Below are 17,409 nucleotides of genomic sequence, written 5' to 3'. Positions count from 1 at the left end.
CTGATCACGGGAGGAAGCAGGACACGCTTGTGAACGCGTTCACATTCACAAGCAATTATGGCGCACAGGCATCCGGGGGGTGCGACCGGGGTACCCCTCCGGGACGTAGCGATCATTCCCCCCGAAGCAGACATCCCCGGGCCCTCGTCCGCCCATGCGAAAGGCCCCGCACCTCGCGAACGAGATACGGGGCCGCCGACCGGAGTCCGGGAGGGCTACAGCTCCTTGCGGTACGACTCCGTGACCTTCAGGAACAGGTCGTTGGCCTCGTCCTCGCCGATGGAGACCCGCACGCCCTCGCCCGCGAACGGCCTGACCACCACACCGGCCTTTTCGCAGACCGCGGCGAAGTCGGCGGTACGGTCCCCCAGGCGCAGCCAGACGAAGTTCGCCTGGGACTCGGGCACCGTCCACCCCTGCCGCACCAGTGCCTCGTGCACCCGCTGGCGCTCGCACACCAGGGAACCCACCCGGCCCAGGAGTTCGTCCTCGGCCCGGAGCGAGGCCACCGCCGCGTCCTGGGCGAGCTGGCTGACGCCGAAGGGCACCGCCGTCTTGCGCAGCGCGGCCGCCACCGGCTCATGGGCCACGGCGAAGCCGACCCGCAGTCCCGCCAGGCCGTAGGCCTTGGAGAAGGTCCGCAGCACCGCCACATTGGGCCGGTCGCGGTAGATCTCGATGCCGTCGGGAACCTCGGGGTCGCGGATGAACTCCTTGTACGCCTCGTCGAGCACCACGAGCACATCGCCCGGCACCCGGTCCAGGAACCGCTCCAGCTCCGCCCGGCGCACCACGGTGCCGGTCGGGTTGTTCGGGTTGCAGACGAAGATCATCCGGGTCCGGTCGGTGATCGCGTCCGCCATCGCGTCCAGATCGTGCACCTCACCGTCGGTCAGCGGAACCTTCACCGACGTGGCGCCGCTGACCTGGGTGATGATCGGGTACGCCTCGAAGGAACGCCAGGCGTAGATGACCTCGTCGCCCGGACCCGAAGTGGCCTGGAGCAGCTGCTGGGCCACGCCGACCGAACCCGTTCCGGTGGCCAGGTGCGAGAGCGGCACACCGAAACGGTCCGACAGCTCGTTCATCAGAGCGGTGCAGGCCATGTCCGGGTACCGGTTGAAGTTCGCGGCCGCGGCCAGCGCGGACTCCATCACCCCGGGCAGCGGCGGATACGGGTTCTCGTTGGAGGACAACTTGAACGCGACCGGTCCGCCCGCCGCGGCCGGCTTGCCCGGCACGTATGCGGGAACGCCATCCAGTTCGGCACGCAGCTTGGGGCTCGTCTCGCTCACCGCAGGTCCTCCTCGACCGTCCGTACACATCAATACTGCTCACCTTATGAGGATTGGGCGCCACTGCGAATGGGCGGCCGTGGATTCGCCGGATGAGCCCCGGAATGAGGGGGAGCGCTCCGCACCGTGGCGCGCGCCGGTGGCTCACGCCGTGGCGCGCATCCCCCGAAGAGGTGAGTTGAGACCTCTTCGAGACCTCCACCTATCGCCAGGCCCATCCGGCCCGACGCGTGACACATGATGGCCCGACCCCATAACACCCTTGATTAGCAAGGCGATTGCTCGTTGATGACCATGCAGAAACGTGCCTGTCAACGAGTGAATATGCGACCGGGCCAAGTGGCCGCCCGCGCCCTACTATCGGCTCGCCATGACAGCAGCAGGGAAGCACCAGGTGAGCCGGACGGAGACCCCCCGGCGCGGCGGCCGACAGGGACGAGCGGGAATCCGGGACGTGGCCGCCGCCGCCGGGGTCTCCATCACGACCGTCTCCGACGCGCTCAACGGCAAGGGCAGGCTCCCGGACGCCACCCGCCGCCATGTCCGCGAGGTCGCCGAGCGTCTGGGCTACCGCCCGTCCGCCGCGGCCCGAACCCTCCGTACCGGAAAGTCCGGCCTCATCGGCCTGACCGTGACGACCTACGGGGATGAACCTTTCACCTTCACCGAATTCGCGTACTTCGCCGAGATGGCCCGAGCCGCTACCTCCGCCGCACTCGCCCGCGGCTACGCCCTCGTCATCCTCCCCGCCACCTCACGCCACGACGTCTGGTCGAACGTCGCGCTCGACGGCACCGTCGTCATCGACCCCTCCGACCAGGACCCGGTCGTCACCGAACTCGTACGCCAAGGGCTGCCCGTCGTGTCCGACGGCCGGCCGGCCGGGACCCTTCCGGTCACCGCATGGGTGGACAACGACCACCGGGCCGCCGTCCTCGACCTCCTCGACCACCTCGCCGCCGCAGGGGCACGCCGCATCGGACTGCTCACCGGCACCACCACCGACACGTACACCCGGCTCTCGACCACCGCGTACCTCCACTGGTGCGAGCGCGTCGGCCAGGACCCCGTGTACGAGTCGTACCCCGCCCACGACCCGTGCGCGGGCGCGGTGGCAGCCGACCGCCTGCTGGCCCGTCCGGACCGCCCTGACGCCGTGTACGGCCTCTTCGACCCCAACGGCACCGATCTGCTGGCGGCCGCCCGCCGGTACGGCCTGCGCGTCCCGGAGGACCTGCTGCTGGTCTGCTGCAGCGAGTCCACCGTGTACGCGACGACCGAGCCGCCCATCACGACGCTCTCGCTCAAACCGCGCCGCATCGGCACCGCGGTCGTCCAGTTGCTCATCGACGCCATCGAAGGCGTCGACCAGGACGGACCGGTGGAACAGGTCATACCCACGGAACTCATCGTCCGGACCTCCTCGCAACGCCGTCCACCCCGCACGACGGTCAGTGCTCCGCGCTCCCCGGCAGGGGATTGATCAGGCGAATTGGGACCAATCGACCGACGAACCTGGCGTGCGCGCGGATTCACCACCCCTGGTGCGTCACAGAGCACGATCCTCATTCCTATGATGGGCGCACGACACCGCGGACCACCCCGACCAGCAGGGCCCGTCAGGTGTACGGCGGCGCGACGGTGGTGGAGGGGTCGATGACACAGGGGGCCGGTCAGGAACCCGTGGTGCGGACGGCGACGTTGCGCGACTTCCGCGTACCGCCCTATGCGCAGTCCCCTGCGCCGCCCGCCCCACCGCACCCGGGCAACGGATTCCCGGGGGGCGAGCCGCCGGAGGGGTACACCCCGACCGCGCGCGACCTCCCCGTGATCAGCCGCGAGGACACCGTCCAGGTGAGGGCCGTGCCCGAGCCGCGTCCCGCACAGGAGTCGGGACTCGGCCCGCTGTACGTCGTCGGTGACGTCCACGGCTATCTCGACGAGCTCGTCGCCGCCCTCACCGAGCAGGACCTCATCGACTCCGAGGGCAGCTGGTCCGCGGGCAACGCACGGCTCTGGTTCCTCGGCGACTTCACCGACCGGGGACCCGACGGAATCGGCGTCATCGACCTCGTGATGCGGCTCTCCGCCGAGGCCGCGGCCGCCGGCGGCTACTGCAAGGCCCTGATGGGCAACCACGAACTGCTCCTGATCGGCGCCAAGCGCTTCGGCGACACCCCCGTCAACTCCGGCGCCGGCACCGCCACCTTCCAGGCCGCCTGGCTGCTGAACGGCGGCCAGAAGACGGACATGGAACGGCTCCAGGACGTCCACCTCCAGTGGATGTCCCGGCTCGACGCCGTGGTCGAGGAGGACGAGCACCTCCTGATGCACTCGGACACGACGGCGTACCTCGATTACGGCTCCACCATCGAGGACGTCAATGACACAGTGCACGCCATTCTCACGCGGAACGACGCCGATGAGTGCTGGGACCTCTTCCGCAAGCTGACCAAGCGGTTCGCCTTCCGCGACGAAGCGGGTCCGCAGGCCGTGCAGGAGCTCATGGCGGCCTACGGCGGCCGACGCGTCGTCCATGGTCACAGCCCCATTCCCTACCTGCTCGGCGAGGTCGGCTCCGAGGACGGCGAGGACCGGTCGGGACCGCTGGTGGACGGTCCGCACGTGTACGCGGACGGGCTCGCCATCGCCATGGACGGCGGAGTGACCATGGCCGGAAAGCTACTGGTCGTTCAGCTCCCGCTGCATGACTGACGTTCTTCGGGGAAGACGCACCCCGACCTGAACACGCGGACCACTGGGCCTATTTCCGGAAACCCCCTGTCACCCCGTGCCGTGGGCGCTCTACCATCGGCGTATCAGTAGCAGGCTCTCCTCCGTTTCCGCCCGACTGCCCGGTTCGAGCGGGCAACCAGGCCCTACGGAGCATCGGGGGATGCACATGAACAGCGCTCCGCACCTGCTGACCGAGGACCGGCCCGAGTACGAGCGGATCCTCGACGACGCACTGCGTCACGCCCATGAACGACCGGATCTGGCCGCTGTCGGCGAACGGCTCAATCCCGTGCAGCTGCGCACCATGGCCATGGCGGCCACCGCGCTGATCACCGCCGCGGCGGCCACCGAGTACGAGCACTACGTGAAGGCCCGCGACGAGATCCGTGCTGCGGCCACGGGAACGGACGAGGACGGTGGCCCTGACACCGGCGCGCACGGCGCCCGGGAGTCGGGCGCCGGCGTGGGGGTCGTCATCACCGTCCTGGCACCGGTGCTGGCAGGCACCGCCGCGGTGATCTTCCTGCTCATCGGCTACATCCTGAAGGCGCTCGACCCGCCCCCGGCGTTCGCGCGCACCATGGTCGGCGCGGGCTGGTTCTTCGCGGCTGCGATGGCGGCCGCCATCCTCGTCGCCGGCGTCGGCCTTCTCGTCACGGCTCTGCGCAACGGCTCGACCTCGGTGGCCGCCGAGGAGCACGGCGAGGAGCTGCCGGAGGACGTGGCCCGCGCCAGGGAGGCCTGGCGCCACGCCCTGCTGGAGCGCGGCATACTGCCGTTCCTGCGGGACGCCCTCGCCGACCCCGGGGCCGCCCCGGCCGCGCGCATCCCGCACCGCTCGCCCAACCGCATCCCGAAGATCGGCTACAGCCGGCCCGACTTCACCAGCCCCGACGGCGGCCCGGCTGCCGCGCCCCGCCCGACGTTCACGAGTCCGGACTTCACCAGCCCCGACTTCGGCGGGCCCGAGCACGAGCTGGAGTAGCCGGCCCCGGTGCACGAGAGGTCCTCGCACCGCGCCGTTTCCCAAGGGGTCGGTCCTCGCACCGGGACCGGATCCCGAGGGGTCGATCCGCGACGGGCCCCGGGTGCCGGCCCGGGTCGATTCCGGATCTACAGGGCCGCCAGGCTGCCGACCAGGTCATCGAGACCCAACGAGCCCTGGGACAGGGCCTTCATGTGCCAGGCCTTGAGGTCGAAGGCCGCACCATGACGCCGTTTCGCCTCCGCACGGCCCTGGAGCCAGGCGCGTTCGCCGAGCTTGTAGCCGATGGCCTGGCCGGGCCAGCCGAGGTAGCGGTCGATCTCCGCGTCACGCCGGGCAGCGGGGCTGCCGTTGTAGGTGGCCATGAACTCCGCTGCGAGGGCACCCGTCCACCGCTCGCCCGGGTGGAAGCCCGAGTCGGCGGGGACGGCGAGGCCGAGGTGCATGCCGATGTCGACGATCACCCGGATGGTGCGCAGCATCTGCCCGTCCAGGAAGCCGAGCCGGCGCGCGGGATCGGAGAAGTGGCCCAGATCGTCCATGAAGCGTTCGGCGTACAGCGCCCAGCCTTCGATGTTGGCGCTGACGATGCCCTCGGTGACCTGGTAGCGGCTGAGGCGGTCGGCGACCGTGACCCACTGGGCGAACTGGAGGTGATGGCCGGGGACGCCCTCGTGGTACCAGATGCTGACGAGCTGCCAGGTCGGATAGGTGCCCTGTTCCAGGGTCGGCAGGAAGGTACGTCCCGGGCGACTGAAGTCGAGGCTGGGGCCCTGGTAGTAGGGCCCGGAGGCGCTGCCGGCCGGCGCGATGCGGGACTCGACCTTGCGGAGCGGGCCGGAGAGGTCGAAGTGACTGCCGTCGAGTGCACTGATCGCCTCGTCCATCAGCTGCTGCAGCCAGTCGCGGGCGGCCTCCTCGCCCTTGACCGCGTGGCCGTGCTCCTCCAGGTGGTGCATGGTCTCGAGGAGGCCGGCGCCGGGCAGGACGCGTTCGGCTTCGACGCGCATGTCGGCGAGCGTCCGGTGGAACTCGTCCCAGGCCCAGCTGTAGGCCTCGTCCAGGTCGAGTTCCGCGCCGGTGTTGTGCCGGGCGGCCCGCAGATAGCGCTCCCGGCCCACCGCGTCCGGAGTGCCGGCCGCAGCGGGGAGGTAGGTGTTGCGCAGCCACGCACGGAACTCGGATACGGCGCGGGTGGCCCGGAGGGCCGCGGCGTCCAGTACGGGCCGCATCCGCTCGGTGCCGTCCGCGACGAAGCCGGCGAACCATCCCGCGCTCCTGCCCGCGCCCTGTCCGGCGGACTCCCCGGTCCAGTCGGCGAGCTGGCCGATCACCCCGGTGACCTGCCGGGGAGCAGCGAGCAGGCCGCGGGCCATGCCCTCGGTGAGGGTGCGCCGGTAGCCGTCCAGCGCCCCAGGGAGGTTGCGCAGCCGGCCAGCCACCGCCGCCCAGTCCTCATCGGTGTCCGTGGGCATGAGGGTGAAGATCGACCGCACCTGCTCGACGTGCGCGCCCACCGTGCGCAGCTGTCGGTAGTTCTCGCCGGTGTCGTGCATCGCGAGTTCGGCGGTCAGTCGTTCCCGCAGCAGCCGGGCGCACGCCTGCTCGGCGGGGTCGCCGGGCACAGGAACGGCGTCGAGCGCGGTGAGACTGCGCCGGGCCAGCTCGGCGTGGGCCTCGAAACCATCCGGGGAGAGGTCCGGCTGCCGGTCGTCGCCCGGGTTCAGGCCCAGCCATGCGGAGGTCATCGGATCGTGTGCCGCCACCTGATCGAGGTGGCTGTCGGCGATGCTGCGCGGGGTGACCGATTCGTTTGCCATGAACACATCTTGACGTGCCGTCGGATCCTTCCTCCAGGCTCCCGAGCGCTGTTCCGGACGACCCCCGGCCCGTCCGGAACAGCGTCTGCTCAGCCGGACGTCAGTCCGTCAGCGGGAGGTACACCCGGCTGCCCCGGGCGGCGAACTCCGCGGACTTCACCGCCATCCCGGCCAGCGCCTCCGCGTCGAACTCGGTACGGACGGCCGTGGACCCGTCGCCGTGCTCGTCACGGATCTTCTGGGAGATCTTCATCGAGCAGAACTTGGGACCGCACATGGAGCAGAAGTGCGCCGTCTTCGCCGGTTCGGCGGGCAGCGTCTCGTCGTGGAACTCCCGTGCCGTGTCCGGGTCGAGGGCCAGATTGAACTGGTCCTCCCAGCGGAACTCGAACCGGGCGTCCGACAGTGCGTCGTCCCATTCCTGCGCCCCCGGGTGCCCCTTGGCGAGGTCCGCCGCATGGGCCGCGATCTTGTACGTGATGACCCCGGTCTTCACGTCGTCCCGGTTGGGCAGGCCGAGGTGTTCCTTGGGCGTCACGTAGCAGAGCATCGCCGTCCCCCACCAGGCGATCATCGCGGCTCCGATGCCCGAGGTGATGTGGTCGTACGCGGGCGCCACATCGGTCGTCAGCGGACCGAGCGTGTAGAACGGCGCCTCCTCGCAGATCTCCTGCTGGAGGTCGATGTTCTCCTTGATCTTGTGCATCGGGACGTGGCCCGGCCCTTCGATCATGGTCTGGACCCCGAACCGCTTGGCGATCGTGTTCAGTTCGCCGAGCGTACGCAGCTCCGCGAACTGGGCCTCGTCGTTGGCGTCCGCGATCGACCCGGGGCGCAGCCCGTCGCCCAGCGAGTACGTCACGTCGTACGAGGCGAGGATCTCGCAGAGCTCCTCGAAGTTCTCGTAGAGGAACGACTCCTTGTGGTGCGCGAGGCACCACGCCGCCATGATCGAGCCGCCCCGGGAGACGATGCCGGTCTTGCGGCGGGCCGTCAGCGGTACGTACGGCAGGCGCACGCCGGCGTGCACCGTCATGTAGTCGACGCCCTGCTCGGCCTGTTCGATGACGGTGTCCTTGTAGACCTCCCAGGTCAGCTCCTCCGCCCTGCCGTCGACCTTCTCCAGGGCCTGGTAGAGCGGCACGGTGCCGATCGGCACGGGGGAGTTGCGAAGAACCCACTCACGGGTGGTGTGGATGTTGCGGCCGGTGGACAGATCCATGACGGTATCGGCGCCCCACTTGGTCGCCCAGGTCATCTTGTCCACCTCCTCCTCGATGGAGGACGAGACCGCGGAGTTGCCGATGTTGGCGTTCACCTTCACCAGGAACCGCTTGCCGATGATCATCGGCTCGATCTCCGGGTGGTTCACGTTCGCCGGCAGAACGGCCCGGCCGGCGGCGATCTCCTCGCGCACCACCTCCGGATCGACGTTCTCCCGGATCGCCACGTACTCCATCTCCGGCGTGACCTCGCCCCGGCGGGCGTACGCGAGCTGGGTGACGGGGCGGCCGTCCCGGCTGCGTCGCGGCTGGCGGGGGCGGCCGGGGAAGACCGCGTCCAGGTTGCGCAGCCCACCGCGCGGTGAGGTGTGCTTGAGCCCGTCGTCCTCGGGGCGTCCGGGACGTCCCGTGTACTCCTCGGTGTCGCCGCGGGCGATGATCCAGTTCTCCCGCAGAGGTGCCAGTCCGCGGCGGACGTCGGTCTCGGTGGTGGGGTCGGTGTACGGCCCCGACGTGTCGTACAGCGTCACGTCGTTGCCGTTGGTGAGGTGCACCTGACGGACCGGCACCCGAAGGTCCGGACGTGAGCCCTGGACATAACCCTTGTGCCAGCCGATGGACTTCCCGGCCTCGTCACTCTGGTCGGAGGCAGGCGTGCGTGTGTCCGATGTGGTCATGAGACCTACTCCCTACGCCGGCATTACCCGGTAACAGGTTCGGCGGTCGGCGCAGCCTGTCCCGTACGGACGTACGGAGATCAGCGCCCTCTCAGCCCGGTGCTCCGAGCTCCCGCGTGTGCAAAGGTGCCACCACGCTAGCGCCCCTCTTGGCGAGCTGACCAGAGGGCCCCTTCTCTTCTTGCGATGATCGGCCGGTGACGTCCCCTCATAACGATCCCGAACCGCAGGGTCATCAGCACACGCACTCCCACAGCCACGGACCCGCCGCTCCCGTCTCCGGCCATCTGCGCAAAGTGATCGCCGCCGTGCTGATCCCGTTCGCGGCCGCGGTCGTCGTCGGGCTCGCGGTGCTCTGGCCCGGTGGTGCGCCGGCGCACGAGCGAACCGGCGTCGGATTCGACCGGCAGACCCAGCAGGGAAAGGTGGTGAACATCGACAAGGTCGACTGCAAGGACGTGAACGCCTCCCAGTTGCCCGTCAGCGGCGAGACCGCACCGCCCACGGGCGAGGGGGGCGGCGGGGCCGCTCTCTGCAAGAAGGCGACCGTCGAGATCACGAGCGGACAGGACAAGGGCCGGAAGTTCATCGAGGTCGTCCAGCCCGACGCGCCCCGGCAGCTACGGGACGGACAGGGGGTGGTCGTCGCGTACGCCCCCGACGCTCCCCATGACCTCCAGTACTCCGTGACCGACGTGAACCGGAAGTTCCCGTTGATGCTGCTGGCCGGAATCTTCGCGCTGGTGGTGGTGGCCGTGGGCAGAATGCGCGGGGTGATGGCCCTGGTGGCGCTCGCCCTGTCCTTCGCCGTCCTGACCCTGTTCATCCTTCCGGCCATCCTGCAGGGCTCGAACCCCCTGGTCGTGGCGGTCGTCGGGGCGAGCGCCATCATGCTGATCGCGCTCTACATCTGCCACGGGCTGACGGCCCGCACCTCGGTCGCCGTCATCGGCACCCTGGTCTCACTGCTGCTCATCGGGCTGCTCGGCTCGCTCTTCATCGGCTGGGCGAGTCTGAGCGGGAACACCGACGACAACACCGGCCTCATCCACGGCCTGTATCCGGACATCGACATGAGCGGTCTGCTGCTGGCCGGCGTCATCATCGGTTCCCTGGGGGTGCTCGACGATGTGACGGTCACCCAGACCTCGGCGGTCTGGGAACTGCACCAGGCGGACCCGACGATGAGTGCGAAGAAGCTCTACCGGGCAGGGATCAGGATCGGACGTGACCACATCGCCTCGGTGGTCAACACCCTGGTCCTCGCCTATGCGGGCGCCGCACTTCCCTTGCTGCTGCTGTTCTCGATCGCCCAGAGCAGTGTGGGGACGGTGGCCAACAGCGAACTGGTGGCGGCGGAGATCGTGCGCACACTGATCGGCTCGATCGGGCTGGTCGCCTCGGTGCCGGTGACCACCGCGCTCGCGGCGCTGGTCGTCTCCGCAGACCGCGCCGGGCCCGCCGCGGGTTCCGGAACTCCGGCCCTCGTACGGAGCGGCAGGGGACGCCGTCGTCGGGCGAAGTCCTGAGTGCCCGGACACGGAGAGCGATTCACCCGTTCGGCAGGTGTGCTGTTCGACCGTCATGCAGGCCAGGGACACGGGCTTCCTCAGCCGGCGTTCTGTTCCTCGGCCAGAATCCGCCCCAGCGCCTCTTCCAGATTGCCCTCGAAGTCACCCAGCGTGCACTCCTGCCCGAGCGGCACGAGCTTGTCCGTCCGGTCGAGGAACGCCACGAGAGGCGCCGTTCCGGCCCGGAAGAGCGCACGGTCGGCCCCCACCTGGAGGCGGATGTGAACGTCGGACAGCCCTTCGGGCTCGGTCGGCCCGATGTGCACATCGCCGTCACCGCTGGGGCTGTTGAGACCGTCGAGCAGCAGCTCGCGGCCGAAAGCCCAGGTGACGGGGGCGTCGCCGGGCAGATGGAAGGTCATCCGGATCGCGTACGGATCGCACACTTCGTACCGGAGCTCCACCGGGATACGGAAAGAGAGCTCCTCGGAGACGAGGAAGCTCATCATGACCTCAGCTTGAACCGACTCGCGCATCGTTCAACCCCGCAGTAGATGAATCTGGCCAGGAATGATCCCCCATGGCCCTATTGACGCCATCGTGGTGCACGCGATAGCAGATCACAAGGAGTGATTTTTCAGATACTGATAGAGAACACGAACGAACGCAAGAGGCTGGCCACTTCGCCACGTAGTCGTTCGACTGCGGGGAGCAACCGTTCTTCCTGGTCGAGGGGGACCGAAATGGCCATCGCGGCGGCCGTGAATCCGGCCGCGATCGGGATGGCCGCGCAGACCGTTCCGAGCGCGTACTCCTGTCGTTCGATGACAGGTTCCGTGCGCTCGATCGACCGCAGCCGTTCAAGAAGTGCCGGCCGATCGCGCACGGAGTAGCGCGTCAGCGGGCGCACCGGATGCCGGTCCAGGTGATCCTCGCGGGCCTGCTCGTCGAGCTGGCTCAGCAGACACTGACCGATCGCGTGGGCGTGCCCCGTCTCACCGAAGGCCGCCCACTCCTCCACCGCAGGCGCCGCCGGGGTGTCCGCGACCGCGACGAGCTCGATCTCGCCGTCGCGGTACACGGCGCAGTACACCGGGGCACCGATGATGTCCCGCCACCGCCCCAGGGACTGGGTCATTCTGCTGCGACGATTCTGCAGCGCTCCGTCGTCCACCAGCCGCTCCGCTGCGGCGCCGAAGAGGAAGACGCCGTTCTCCCTGCGCAGATATCCCTCATGGGTCAGCGTGCGCAGCAGGTGGTAGGCGGTGGGAAGGGGAAGCCCCGCTTCCCGTGCGAGCTGTTTGGCCGGTGCCCCGTCGCGATGGGTGCCCACAGCCTCCAGCAGCCTCAACGCCCGCTGCACCGATCCGATCAGCGTCGGAACGGCGGTACTCGATGCCGTGGTCAACGGTCACCCCCAGGCATGGTGACGGGCGGTCAGCCCGCCTGTGGGGGCCGCCCCCACAGATCTGCCGCAGGCCTGGGGTCCAGAAGGCCGGATGCCGTACAAACCACTGGTCAGGGTGGCGACTGACGGTGTTTTCCCAGGTGGCGGCAGCGGACTGCCACTGTATCGGGAGCATCCTGGCCGAGTGCCGTTTCGCCTTCCGCTTAGCTCAGCTGGGCTAATCGCCCGGCTGCCCGTGCGGTTACCAGTCGCCTCGCGAGGAGGAGGACGACATGAACTTCCGCACGACGAAGACGAGCCCGCCGATCAGGATCACGAAGAGCAGGATCTTGAACAGCAGACCGATCACGAAGCCGACGATGCTGGCGATCAGACCGCCGAACACGACGATCGCGATGACGGGCACCGCGATCCACTTCACCCACCAGGGCATTCCCGCGAATATCTCCCGCACGGCCATCGTCGTACCTCGTCTCTGTGAGTTCCTGCTTCGATGCTAGAGGGGTCACGGTCGGCTGCGGGGGCTCCGATCCCTTGAACTCCCCTGATCGATCCCCTAGGGATCCCCGAGACGCGGCCCTGCCCCAGGCCGCGTGCGGCTCAGCCCTCGGGCGGCGAGAAGACCACCATCACGCGCAGGTCCTCCGTGATGTGATGGAACTTGTGGGCGGTGCCGGCAGGTACATACACGACACTTCCTCTGCCCACCTGCGTCGTTTCCATGCCCACGGTGATCGAAGCGCGCCCGCTGACGATGAAGTAGACCTCGTCCTGGTTGTGCGGTTGCTGCGGGTCGAGCTCACCGGCGTCCAGTGCGTACAGACCGACAGACATGTTCCGTTCGCGGACGAACTGGAGATAGGCGCCGTCGTTGGCGGCCCGTTCCGCCTCCAGTTCGTCCAGTCTGAATGCCTTCATGGCCCGTCCGCCCCTTGCCTCTGTCCAGCCGGTGTCCGCCACCGATCATGTCTGCCACGATCAGACACATGAAGAATTTCGTAGTCAAGACGATCGCCAACGCGGGTGCGCTGGCCGTAGCCATCTGGCTGCTCCACGACATCACGCTGACCGGTGGCAGCACGGGCCGCAAGGTACTGACCCTGATCGTGGTCGCGCTGATCTTCGGGCTGGTCAACTTCCTGGTCAAGCCGGTGGTGAAGCTGCTCACGCTGCCACTCTTCATCCTCACCCTGGGGCTGATCACCCTCGTGGTGAACGCCCTGATGCTGCTGCTGACCTCGTGGCTGGCCGATGTGCTGGATCTGAGTTTCCATGTGGACGGCTTCTGGACCGCCGTCCTCGGCGGTCTGATCATTTCGATCGTGTCCTGGGCGCTGAACGTCGTCCTGCCCGACGAGGACTGATCCACCGGGTGCCTGAGACAGTGGCGGCAGGACCGGTGACAGACCGGGGAGAGAAGCGAGGACACATAAATGAGCGCGATGGGCGACGGAACCCGGGCGGTACGTGCGGGTCTGCCGGAACCGCAGCAGTACGAGCCCACTCTCCCCGGTCCGGTCTTCGCGGCCCACTTCCACCTCTCCGGCGAGCCGACCGGGCCGTACACCTACGGCCGTGACACCAACCCGACCTGGACCCACCTGGAGCGGGCCATCGGCGAGCTCGAAGCGCCGGGCGAGAACGTCGAGACCACGGTCTTCGCATCCGGCATGGCTGCGATCTCCGCGGTCCTGCTGTCCCAGGTGCGCACCGGCGATGTCGTCGTGCTGCCGGACGACGGTTACCAGGCTCTCCCGCTGGTACGTGCGCAGCTGGAGGCCTACGGCGTCGAGGTGCGCACGGCTCCGACCGGAGGCGATGCCCAGCTGGCCCTTCTGGAAGGGGCGCGGCTGCTGTGGCTCGAGACCCCGTCGAACCCCGGGCTCGACGTATGTGACGTGCGCCGGCTCGTCGAGGCGGCGCACGCGGGCGGCACGCTCGTAGCCGTCGACAACACCCTCGCCACCCCGCTCGGCCAGCGCCCGCTGGAACTCGGCGCCGACTTCTCGGTGGCCAGCGACACCAAGGGCATGACCGGTCACGGCGACATCCTGCTGGGCCATGTGACCTGCCGGGATTCCGAGCTGGCAGCGGGGGTGCGGCGCTGGCGCAAGGTCGTGGGCGCCATCCCGGGGCCCATGGAGGCCTGGCTCGCACACCGCTCACTGGCCACGCTGGAGCTGCGGATCGAGCGGCAGTGCGCGAACGCCCTCCTGCTGGCCGAGACCCTCGCCAAGCACCCCGAGGTGAGCGGGCTGCGCTACCCCGGGCTGCCGGCCGACCCCTCGTATCCGAACGCGGTGCGGCAGATGCGGCGCTTCGGATCCGTGGTGTCGTTCGTGCTCGCGGACCGCGGCACGGCCGAGCGGTTCCTGTCGGCGCTGCGTCTCGCCGAGGACGCCACGAGCTTCGGCGGCGTGCGTTCCACCGCCGAACGCCGGGCCCGCTGGGGCGGCGACGCCGTGCCGGAAGGCTTCATCCGCTTCTCCGTCGGAGCCGAGAACGCCGCGGACCTGGTGGCCGACGTGGAGCGCGCGCTTTCCGAGGCCGTCACCGGGAGCTGAGGACCGCACCGGTGCGGTACGGACGGTCCGAGCCTCCCCCCTCGTGGCTCGGACCGTCCCGGTTCCCGCCTTCTCCTTGCGAAGAACCGCCTCGACAAGGCTAGTTGACTCTGCGTCAGTGTCCAATCACAGTAGCGGCAGCGACCTATCGACATATTTATAGTTGCCGGAGTCCGACGGGCCGCACGGTGAGAGGGAACGGACATGGACCTGGCCCTGCTGCGCACCTTCGTCACCGTGCACCGCGCGGGCTCGTTCACCCGCGCCGCCGCGCTCCTCGGCCTCTCCCAGCCCGCCGTGACCTCGCAGATCCGCACCTTGGAACGGCAGCTGGGCCGCCCGCTCTTCCTCCGCCGGGCCCGCGGCGTGACACCCACCACCATCGGCGACGAACTCGCGCACCGGGCCGCTCCCCACCTGGACGCACTGGTCGAGATCACCGAGACCGAACTCGACGAGGAGTCGGGCGTGCGGACGCTCCATCTGGCGGGCCCGCCGGAGTTCACCTCGCTGCGGGCCCTGCCGGCGCTCACCCCGCTCATCGCCCAGGGGCTGGCACTGCGCAGCTCGTTCTCCGCCGACACCGACGAGACGCTCGACGGTCTGGCCGCCGGCCATCACGACCTGGCCATCGTGACGGCCCGGCCGCGCGGCGGCCTGCTGACCGCGGCCCCGCTCTGCGACGAGGAACACATCCTGGTCGCAGCACCACGGTGGGCGGGGCGTCTGGGGCCGGGAACGCTGCGGCGCAACGGCCCGGTGGTCCTGGAACAGCTGCCGGTGGTGGAGGTGCACGAGAGCCTGCCCCTCGTCTCCCGGTACTGGGCTTCGGTCTTCGACAGCAGGCCCGCGGCGGCGGGGGCCGTCATCACGCCCGATCTGCGGGCGGTCCTGGAATGCGCGGTGGCCGGGGCAGGGCTGGCCGTGCTGCCCCGGTACCTGTGCGAGGACGCGTTGGAGCGGGGCGAGCTGGTGGCGCTCCTCGATCCACCGGTGCCTCCTCTGCGCACGTACTTCCTGGCCGCACGGACCGGCACGCTCGCACTGCCGCATCTCGCACGGGCACACGAGGTACTGCTGCGTGCCGCGGCCGCCTGGTGACCGCAGGACGGGCCGGAAGCCGCCGGGTGTTTCAGAACCCGTTCTGCGGGCCACTCTCTTGCCATGACCGAACGTCCTGTGGTCAAGCGCACCGCACGCGCCGTCCTGCTCGACGGCAATGACCTGATCCTCATCAAGCGCACCAAACCCGGGGTGGATCCGTACTGGCTCACGCCCGGCGGCGGGGTCGAGCCCGAGGACGCGACCGTCGTCGAGGCCCTGCACCGTGAACTGGACGAGGAACTCGGCGCCAAGATCACTGATGTGGTGCCCTGCTTCGTCGACACCGTGGAACACATCGAGGGCGGCGGCGTGAAGGGCGTCAAGGTCCAGCATTTCTTCGTCTGCCGTCTCGAATCCATGGACCTGTCCCTGCGTCACGGCCCCGAGATCGATGACCCCTGCGGGGAGTACGACGTCGTCCGGGTGCCCTTCAGCCGGGTCGGGATCGCTGCCGTGCACCTCGTACCGCTGTCGCTGAGGCACTACCTGGACGGCAACATCGAAGGTGTCCGGGCGATGCACGCGCCCGACCTGGGCTGATCCGGGGGAAGGACATACGCCGAGCCAAGTACAAGGAGATACTCCCCTCGGCAGATGACTGGCCACGCGGCCCGCAGCACCGTGTTTCACGTGAAACCACTCAAGCGCCGCAGCCGCAGAAGCCTTCTCGTCGCCCATGTATCGGTATCCGTCAGTTGGCTCGGCCTCACCGTCGGCCTGTTGACTCTCGCCATCACAGCGTTCGCGACCGGCGATCCGGTCACCGCCCAGGCCGCCACACGGGCCATGAAGATCTTCGGCGACTGGCTGGTCGTCCCGGTCGCCCTGGCCACCCTGCTCAGCGGCCTGGTCCTGTCACTCGGCACCCCCTGGGGGCTGGCCAGACACCGCTGGGTCTGGACGAAGTTCTGGCTCACCCTGGTGACGACCGGACTGACGGTCTTCTCCTTGCGCCCCGGCATCAACGAAGCCGCGGAACGGGGAGCTGTCGACATCAGCCTGGTCGTCGCTCCCTCGGTGGCCACGGCGGCCTATCTCTTCATGACCGCGATCTCCGTGCTGAAGCCATGGGGGCCGACCCGGCGCGGCCGACGGCTGCGCGTCTCATCCAGATCTGTTAAAGCGGTGGACGAGCGATCACTGCGTCGGACAGCCTGACCCCTATGTCCCGCTCACTGCCCCGCCCGCTCGCCGAACTGCCCCTACGGCGCCTCACCCGGGACGATCTGGTCCCGTGCGCCGATCTCAGCGAGGACCGCGGCTGGCCCCGCGATGAGCACCGGTGGAGTCTGCTGTTGTCTGCGGGCACGGCCTACGGCATCGACGATCCGGAGAGCAAGGGTCTGATCGCGACGTGCGTGGTGACCGCGTACGGCCCCCGCATGGCTGCCATCGGCATGCTGCTCGTCGCCGGACGCCACGCCCGGAAGGGGGTCGGGCGGTACATGATGCGGCAGGTGATCGAGTCGACCGGGGGCGTTCCCCTCAGCCTCCACGCGACGGATGCGGGTCGGCCGCTCTACGAAGAGCTCGGATTCCTGGCTGTGGGGCGGACCGAGCGGGTGAGCGGCCCCTTCCGGCCCCTCGCGGAGCCGGACCGTCTCGGCACGGCGGGTGGCCCGGGCACGGCAGCCGGTGCGGGCCTGACGGTTCGCCCGGCCTCAGCGGGAGATCTGCAGGCCATACTCCGCCTGGACGCGGACGCCTTCGGCCTCGACCGGACGCACATCCTGGTCCGCCTCCCGGCCTTCGCCGACCATCTGCGGGTGGCCGAGGAGGACGGGGAGCTGGTCGGCTACGGCGCACTGTGGCCCAGCGCGGAGAGCCATGTGGTCGGTCCGCTGATCGCGCGGGACACCGCCACCGCGAAGCTGCTCGTGACCTCACTGGCCGCGGCGACGGACCGGCCGCTCCGTGCGGACATCGACGCCCGCCACGAGGAATTGCTGGACTGGTTCAGGGAGTGCGGGCTGGGGTCCGGACCGGCCACCACGGTGATGAGCCTCGGGAGCCCTGAACAGCCGGGACAATGGACACACCGCTTCGCGCCGCTGAGCGTGGCGACGGGCTGACAGCCGGCAGAACG

17 protein-coding genes are annotated in these 17,409 nt (G+C 69.2%); 10 read left to right on the top strand and 7 right to left on the bottom strand.

Features of this window, described 5'->3' with window-relative positions; genetic code table 11:
- Window positions 1–215 precede the first annotated feature (215 nt).
- The gene (gene hisC, locus OG446_RS18795) at window positions 216–1,295 is read right to left on the bottom strand and encodes a histidinol-phosphate transaminase (protein WP_328895136.1); all 1,080 of its coding nucleotides are present in this window, start codon (window positions 1,293–1,295) and stop codon (window positions 216–218) included.
- Between the two features lie 370 nt (window positions 1,296–1,665).
- Between hisC and OG446_RS18790 the strand changes: the two genes are divergently transcribed.
- The 3 genes from OG446_RS18790 (at window position 1,666) to OG446_RS18780 (ending at window position 5,016) form a co-directional block, all read left to right on the top strand.
- Entirely contained in the window at window positions 1,666–2,778 is a 1,113-nt protein-coding gene (locus OG446_RS18790) for a LacI family DNA-binding transcriptional regulator (RefSeq protein WP_219567042.1), read from the top strand.
- 173 nt (window positions 2,779–2,951) lie between these two features.
- Window positions 2,952–4,010, top strand: a complete 1,059-nt coding sequence (locus OG446_RS18785; RefSeq protein ID WP_328895135.1) for a metallophosphoesterase — start codon at window positions 2,952–2,954, stop codon at window positions 4,008–4,010.
- 181 nt (window positions 4,011–4,191) lie between these two features.
- Window positions 4,192–5,016 carry a hypothetical protein gene (locus OG446_RS18780; protein WP_328895134.1) on the top strand — a complete coding sequence of 275 codons (825 nt, stop codon included), beginning with the start codon at window positions 4,192–4,194 and terminating at the stop codon, window positions 5,014–5,016.
- 128 nt (window positions 5,017–5,144) lie between these two features.
- Here OG446_RS18780 and OG446_RS18775 read toward each other — a convergent pair whose 3' ends face one another.
- Window positions 5,145–6,836 carry a DUF885 domain-containing protein gene (locus OG446_RS18775; RefSeq protein ID WP_328895133.1) on the bottom strand — a complete coding sequence of 564 codons (1,692 nt, stop codon included), beginning with the start codon at window positions 6,834–6,836 and terminating at the stop codon, window positions 5,145–5,147.
- Window positions 6,837–6,936: 100 nt separating this feature from the next.
- Complete coding sequence (thiC, locus tag OG446_RS18770) at window positions 6,937–8,736, bottom strand: phosphomethylpyrimidine synthase ThiC (RefSeq protein ID WP_328895132.1); 1,800 nt, start codon at window positions 8,734–8,736, stop codon at window positions 6,937–6,939.
- Window positions 8,737–8,933: 197 nt separating this feature from the next.
- On the opposite strand from thiC, the gene OG446_RS18765 reads away from it, so the two are divergent.
- The gene (locus OG446_RS18765; protein WP_328895131.1) at window positions 8,934–10,265 is read left to right on the top strand and encodes a YibE/F family protein; all 1,332 of its coding nucleotides are present in this window, start codon (window positions 8,934–8,936) and stop codon (window positions 10,263–10,265) included.
- Between the two features lie 80 nt (window positions 10,266–10,345).
- Here the strand turns inward: OG446_RS18765 and OG446_RS18760 are convergent, their stop codons facing one another.
- The 4 genes from OG446_RS18760 to OG446_RS18745 all read right to left on the bottom strand — a co-directional run bounded on the left by OG446_RS18760 (window position 10,346) and on the right by OG446_RS18745 (window position 12,573).
- Window positions 10,346–10,783 carry an SsgA family sporulation/cell division regulator gene (locus OG446_RS18760; RefSeq protein ID WP_114245561.1) on the bottom strand — a complete coding sequence of 146 codons (438 nt, stop codon included), beginning with the start codon at window positions 10,781–10,783 and terminating at the stop codon, window positions 10,346–10,348.
- Between the two features lie 101 nt (window positions 10,784–10,884).
- Entirely contained in the window at window positions 10,885–11,655 is a 771-nt protein-coding gene (locus OG446_RS18755) for an IclR family transcriptional regulator (RefSeq protein WP_326659923.1), read from the bottom strand.
- Between the two features lie 241 nt (window positions 11,656–11,896).
- Window positions 11,897–12,109: a DUF5326 family protein gene (locus OG446_RS18750; RefSeq protein ID WP_219567035.1), complete on the bottom strand. Its 213-nt coding sequence runs from the start codon at window positions 12,107–12,109 to the stop codon at window positions 11,897–11,899.
- A 146-nt stretch (window positions 12,110–12,255) separates the two neighbouring features.
- A complete protein-coding gene (locus OG446_RS18745) occupies window positions 12,256–12,573 on the bottom strand; it encodes a cupin domain-containing protein (protein ID WP_328895130.1) in 318 nt (105 codons plus the stop codon).
- A 68-nt stretch (window positions 12,574–12,641) separates the two neighbouring features.
- Between OG446_RS18745 and OG446_RS18740 the strand changes: the two genes are divergently transcribed.
- The 6 genes from OG446_RS18740 to OG446_RS18715 all read left to right on the top strand — a co-directional run bounded on the left by OG446_RS18740 (window position 12,642) and on the right by OG446_RS18715 (window position 17,395).
- Window positions 12,642–13,019: a phage holin family protein gene (locus OG446_RS18740; protein WP_328895129.1), complete on the top strand. Its 378-nt coding sequence runs from the start codon at window positions 12,642–12,644 to the stop codon at window positions 13,017–13,019.
- A 69-nt stretch (window positions 13,020–13,088) separates the two neighbouring features.
- Window positions 13,089–14,219 carry a cystathionine gamma-lyase gene (locus OG446_RS18735; protein ID WP_328895128.1) on the top strand — a complete coding sequence of 377 codons (1,131 nt, stop codon included), beginning with the start codon at window positions 13,089–13,091 and terminating at the stop codon, window positions 14,217–14,219.
- Between the two features lie 204 nt (window positions 14,220–14,423).
- Window positions 14,424–15,320, top strand: a complete 897-nt coding sequence (locus OG446_RS18730; protein ID WP_328895127.1) for a LysR family transcriptional regulator — start codon at window positions 14,424–14,426, stop codon at window positions 15,318–15,320.
- Between the two features lie 63 nt (window positions 15,321–15,383).
- Entirely contained in the window at window positions 15,384–15,863 is a 480-nt protein-coding gene (locus OG446_RS18725) for an NUDIX domain-containing protein (protein ID WP_266780427.1), read from the top strand.
- Window positions 15,864–15,953: 90 nt separating this feature from the next.
- Window positions 15,954–16,481 carry a DUF2269 domain-containing protein gene (locus OG446_RS18720; protein ID WP_328895126.1) on the top strand — a complete coding sequence of 176 codons (528 nt, stop codon included), beginning with the start codon at window positions 15,954–15,956 and terminating at the stop codon, window positions 16,479–16,481.
- Window positions 16,482–16,486: 5 nt separating this feature from the next.
- Window positions 16,487–17,395, top strand: a complete 909-nt coding sequence (locus OG446_RS18715; RefSeq protein WP_328895125.1) for a GNAT family N-acetyltransferase — start codon at window positions 16,487–16,489, stop codon at window positions 17,393–17,395.
- Window positions 17,396–17,409 lie beyond the last annotated feature (14 nt).

Origin of the sequence: Streptomyces sp. NBC_00236 (assembly GCF_036195045.1) — a bacterium.
Taxonomy (GTDB): domain Bacteria; phylum Actinomycetota; class Actinomycetes; order Streptomycetales; family Streptomycetaceae; genus Streptomyces.
The sequence above is the reverse complement of the archived record's forward strand: the minus strand, read 5'-3'. Positions and strand labels throughout refer to the sequence as shown.

What these genes read in the sequence shown, in the direction of transcription:
- OG446_RS18785 (WP_328895135.1), top strand. Translation starts at nt 2,952, where the DNA reads ATGACACAGGGGGCCGGTCAGGAACCCGTGGTGCGGACGGCGACGTTG.
- OG446_RS18715 (WP_328895125.1), top strand. Translation starts at nt 16,487, where the DNA reads ATGTCCCGCTCACTGCCCCGCCCGCTCGCCGAACTGCCCCTACGGCGC.
- OG446_RS18780 (WP_328895134.1), top strand. Translation starts at nt 4,192, where the DNA reads ATGCACATGAACAGCGCTCCGCACCTGCTGACCGAGGACCGGCCCGAG.
- OG446_RS18740 (WP_328895129.1), top strand. Translation starts at nt 12,642, where the DNA reads ATGAAGAATTTCGTAGTCAAGACGATCGCCAACGCGGGTGCGCTGGCC.
- thiC (WP_328895132.1), bottom strand. Translation starts at nt 8,736, where the DNA reads ATGACCACATCGGACACACGCACGCCTGCCTCCGACCAGAGTGACGAG.
- OG446_RS18745 (WP_328895130.1), bottom strand. Translation starts at nt 12,573, where the DNA reads ATGAAGGCATTCAGACTGGACGAACTGGAGGCGGAACGGGCCGCCAAC.
- OG446_RS18790 (WP_219567042.1), top strand. Translation starts at nt 1,666, where the DNA reads ATGACAGCAGCAGGGAAGCACCAGGTGAGCCGGACGGAGACCCCCCGG.
- OG446_RS18730 (WP_328895127.1), top strand. Translation starts at nt 14,424, where the DNA reads ATGGACCTGGCCCTGCTGCGCACCTTCGTCACCGTGCACCGCGCGGGC.
- OG446_RS18775 (WP_328895133.1), bottom strand. Translation starts at nt 6,836, where the DNA reads ATGGCAAACGAATCGGTCACCCCGCGCAGCATCGCCGACAGCCACCTC.
- OG446_RS18760 (WP_114245561.1), bottom strand. Translation starts at nt 10,783, where the DNA reads ATGCGCGAGTCGGTTCAAGCTGAGGTCATGATGAGCTTCCTCGTCTCC.
- OG446_RS18735 (WP_328895128.1), top strand. Translation starts at nt 13,089, where the DNA reads ATGAGCGCGATGGGCGACGGAACCCGGGCGGTACGTGCGGGTCTGCCG.
- OG446_RS18725 (WP_266780427.1), top strand. Translation starts at nt 15,384, where the DNA reads ATGACCGAACGTCCTGTGGTCAAGCGCACCGCACGCGCCGTCCTGCTC.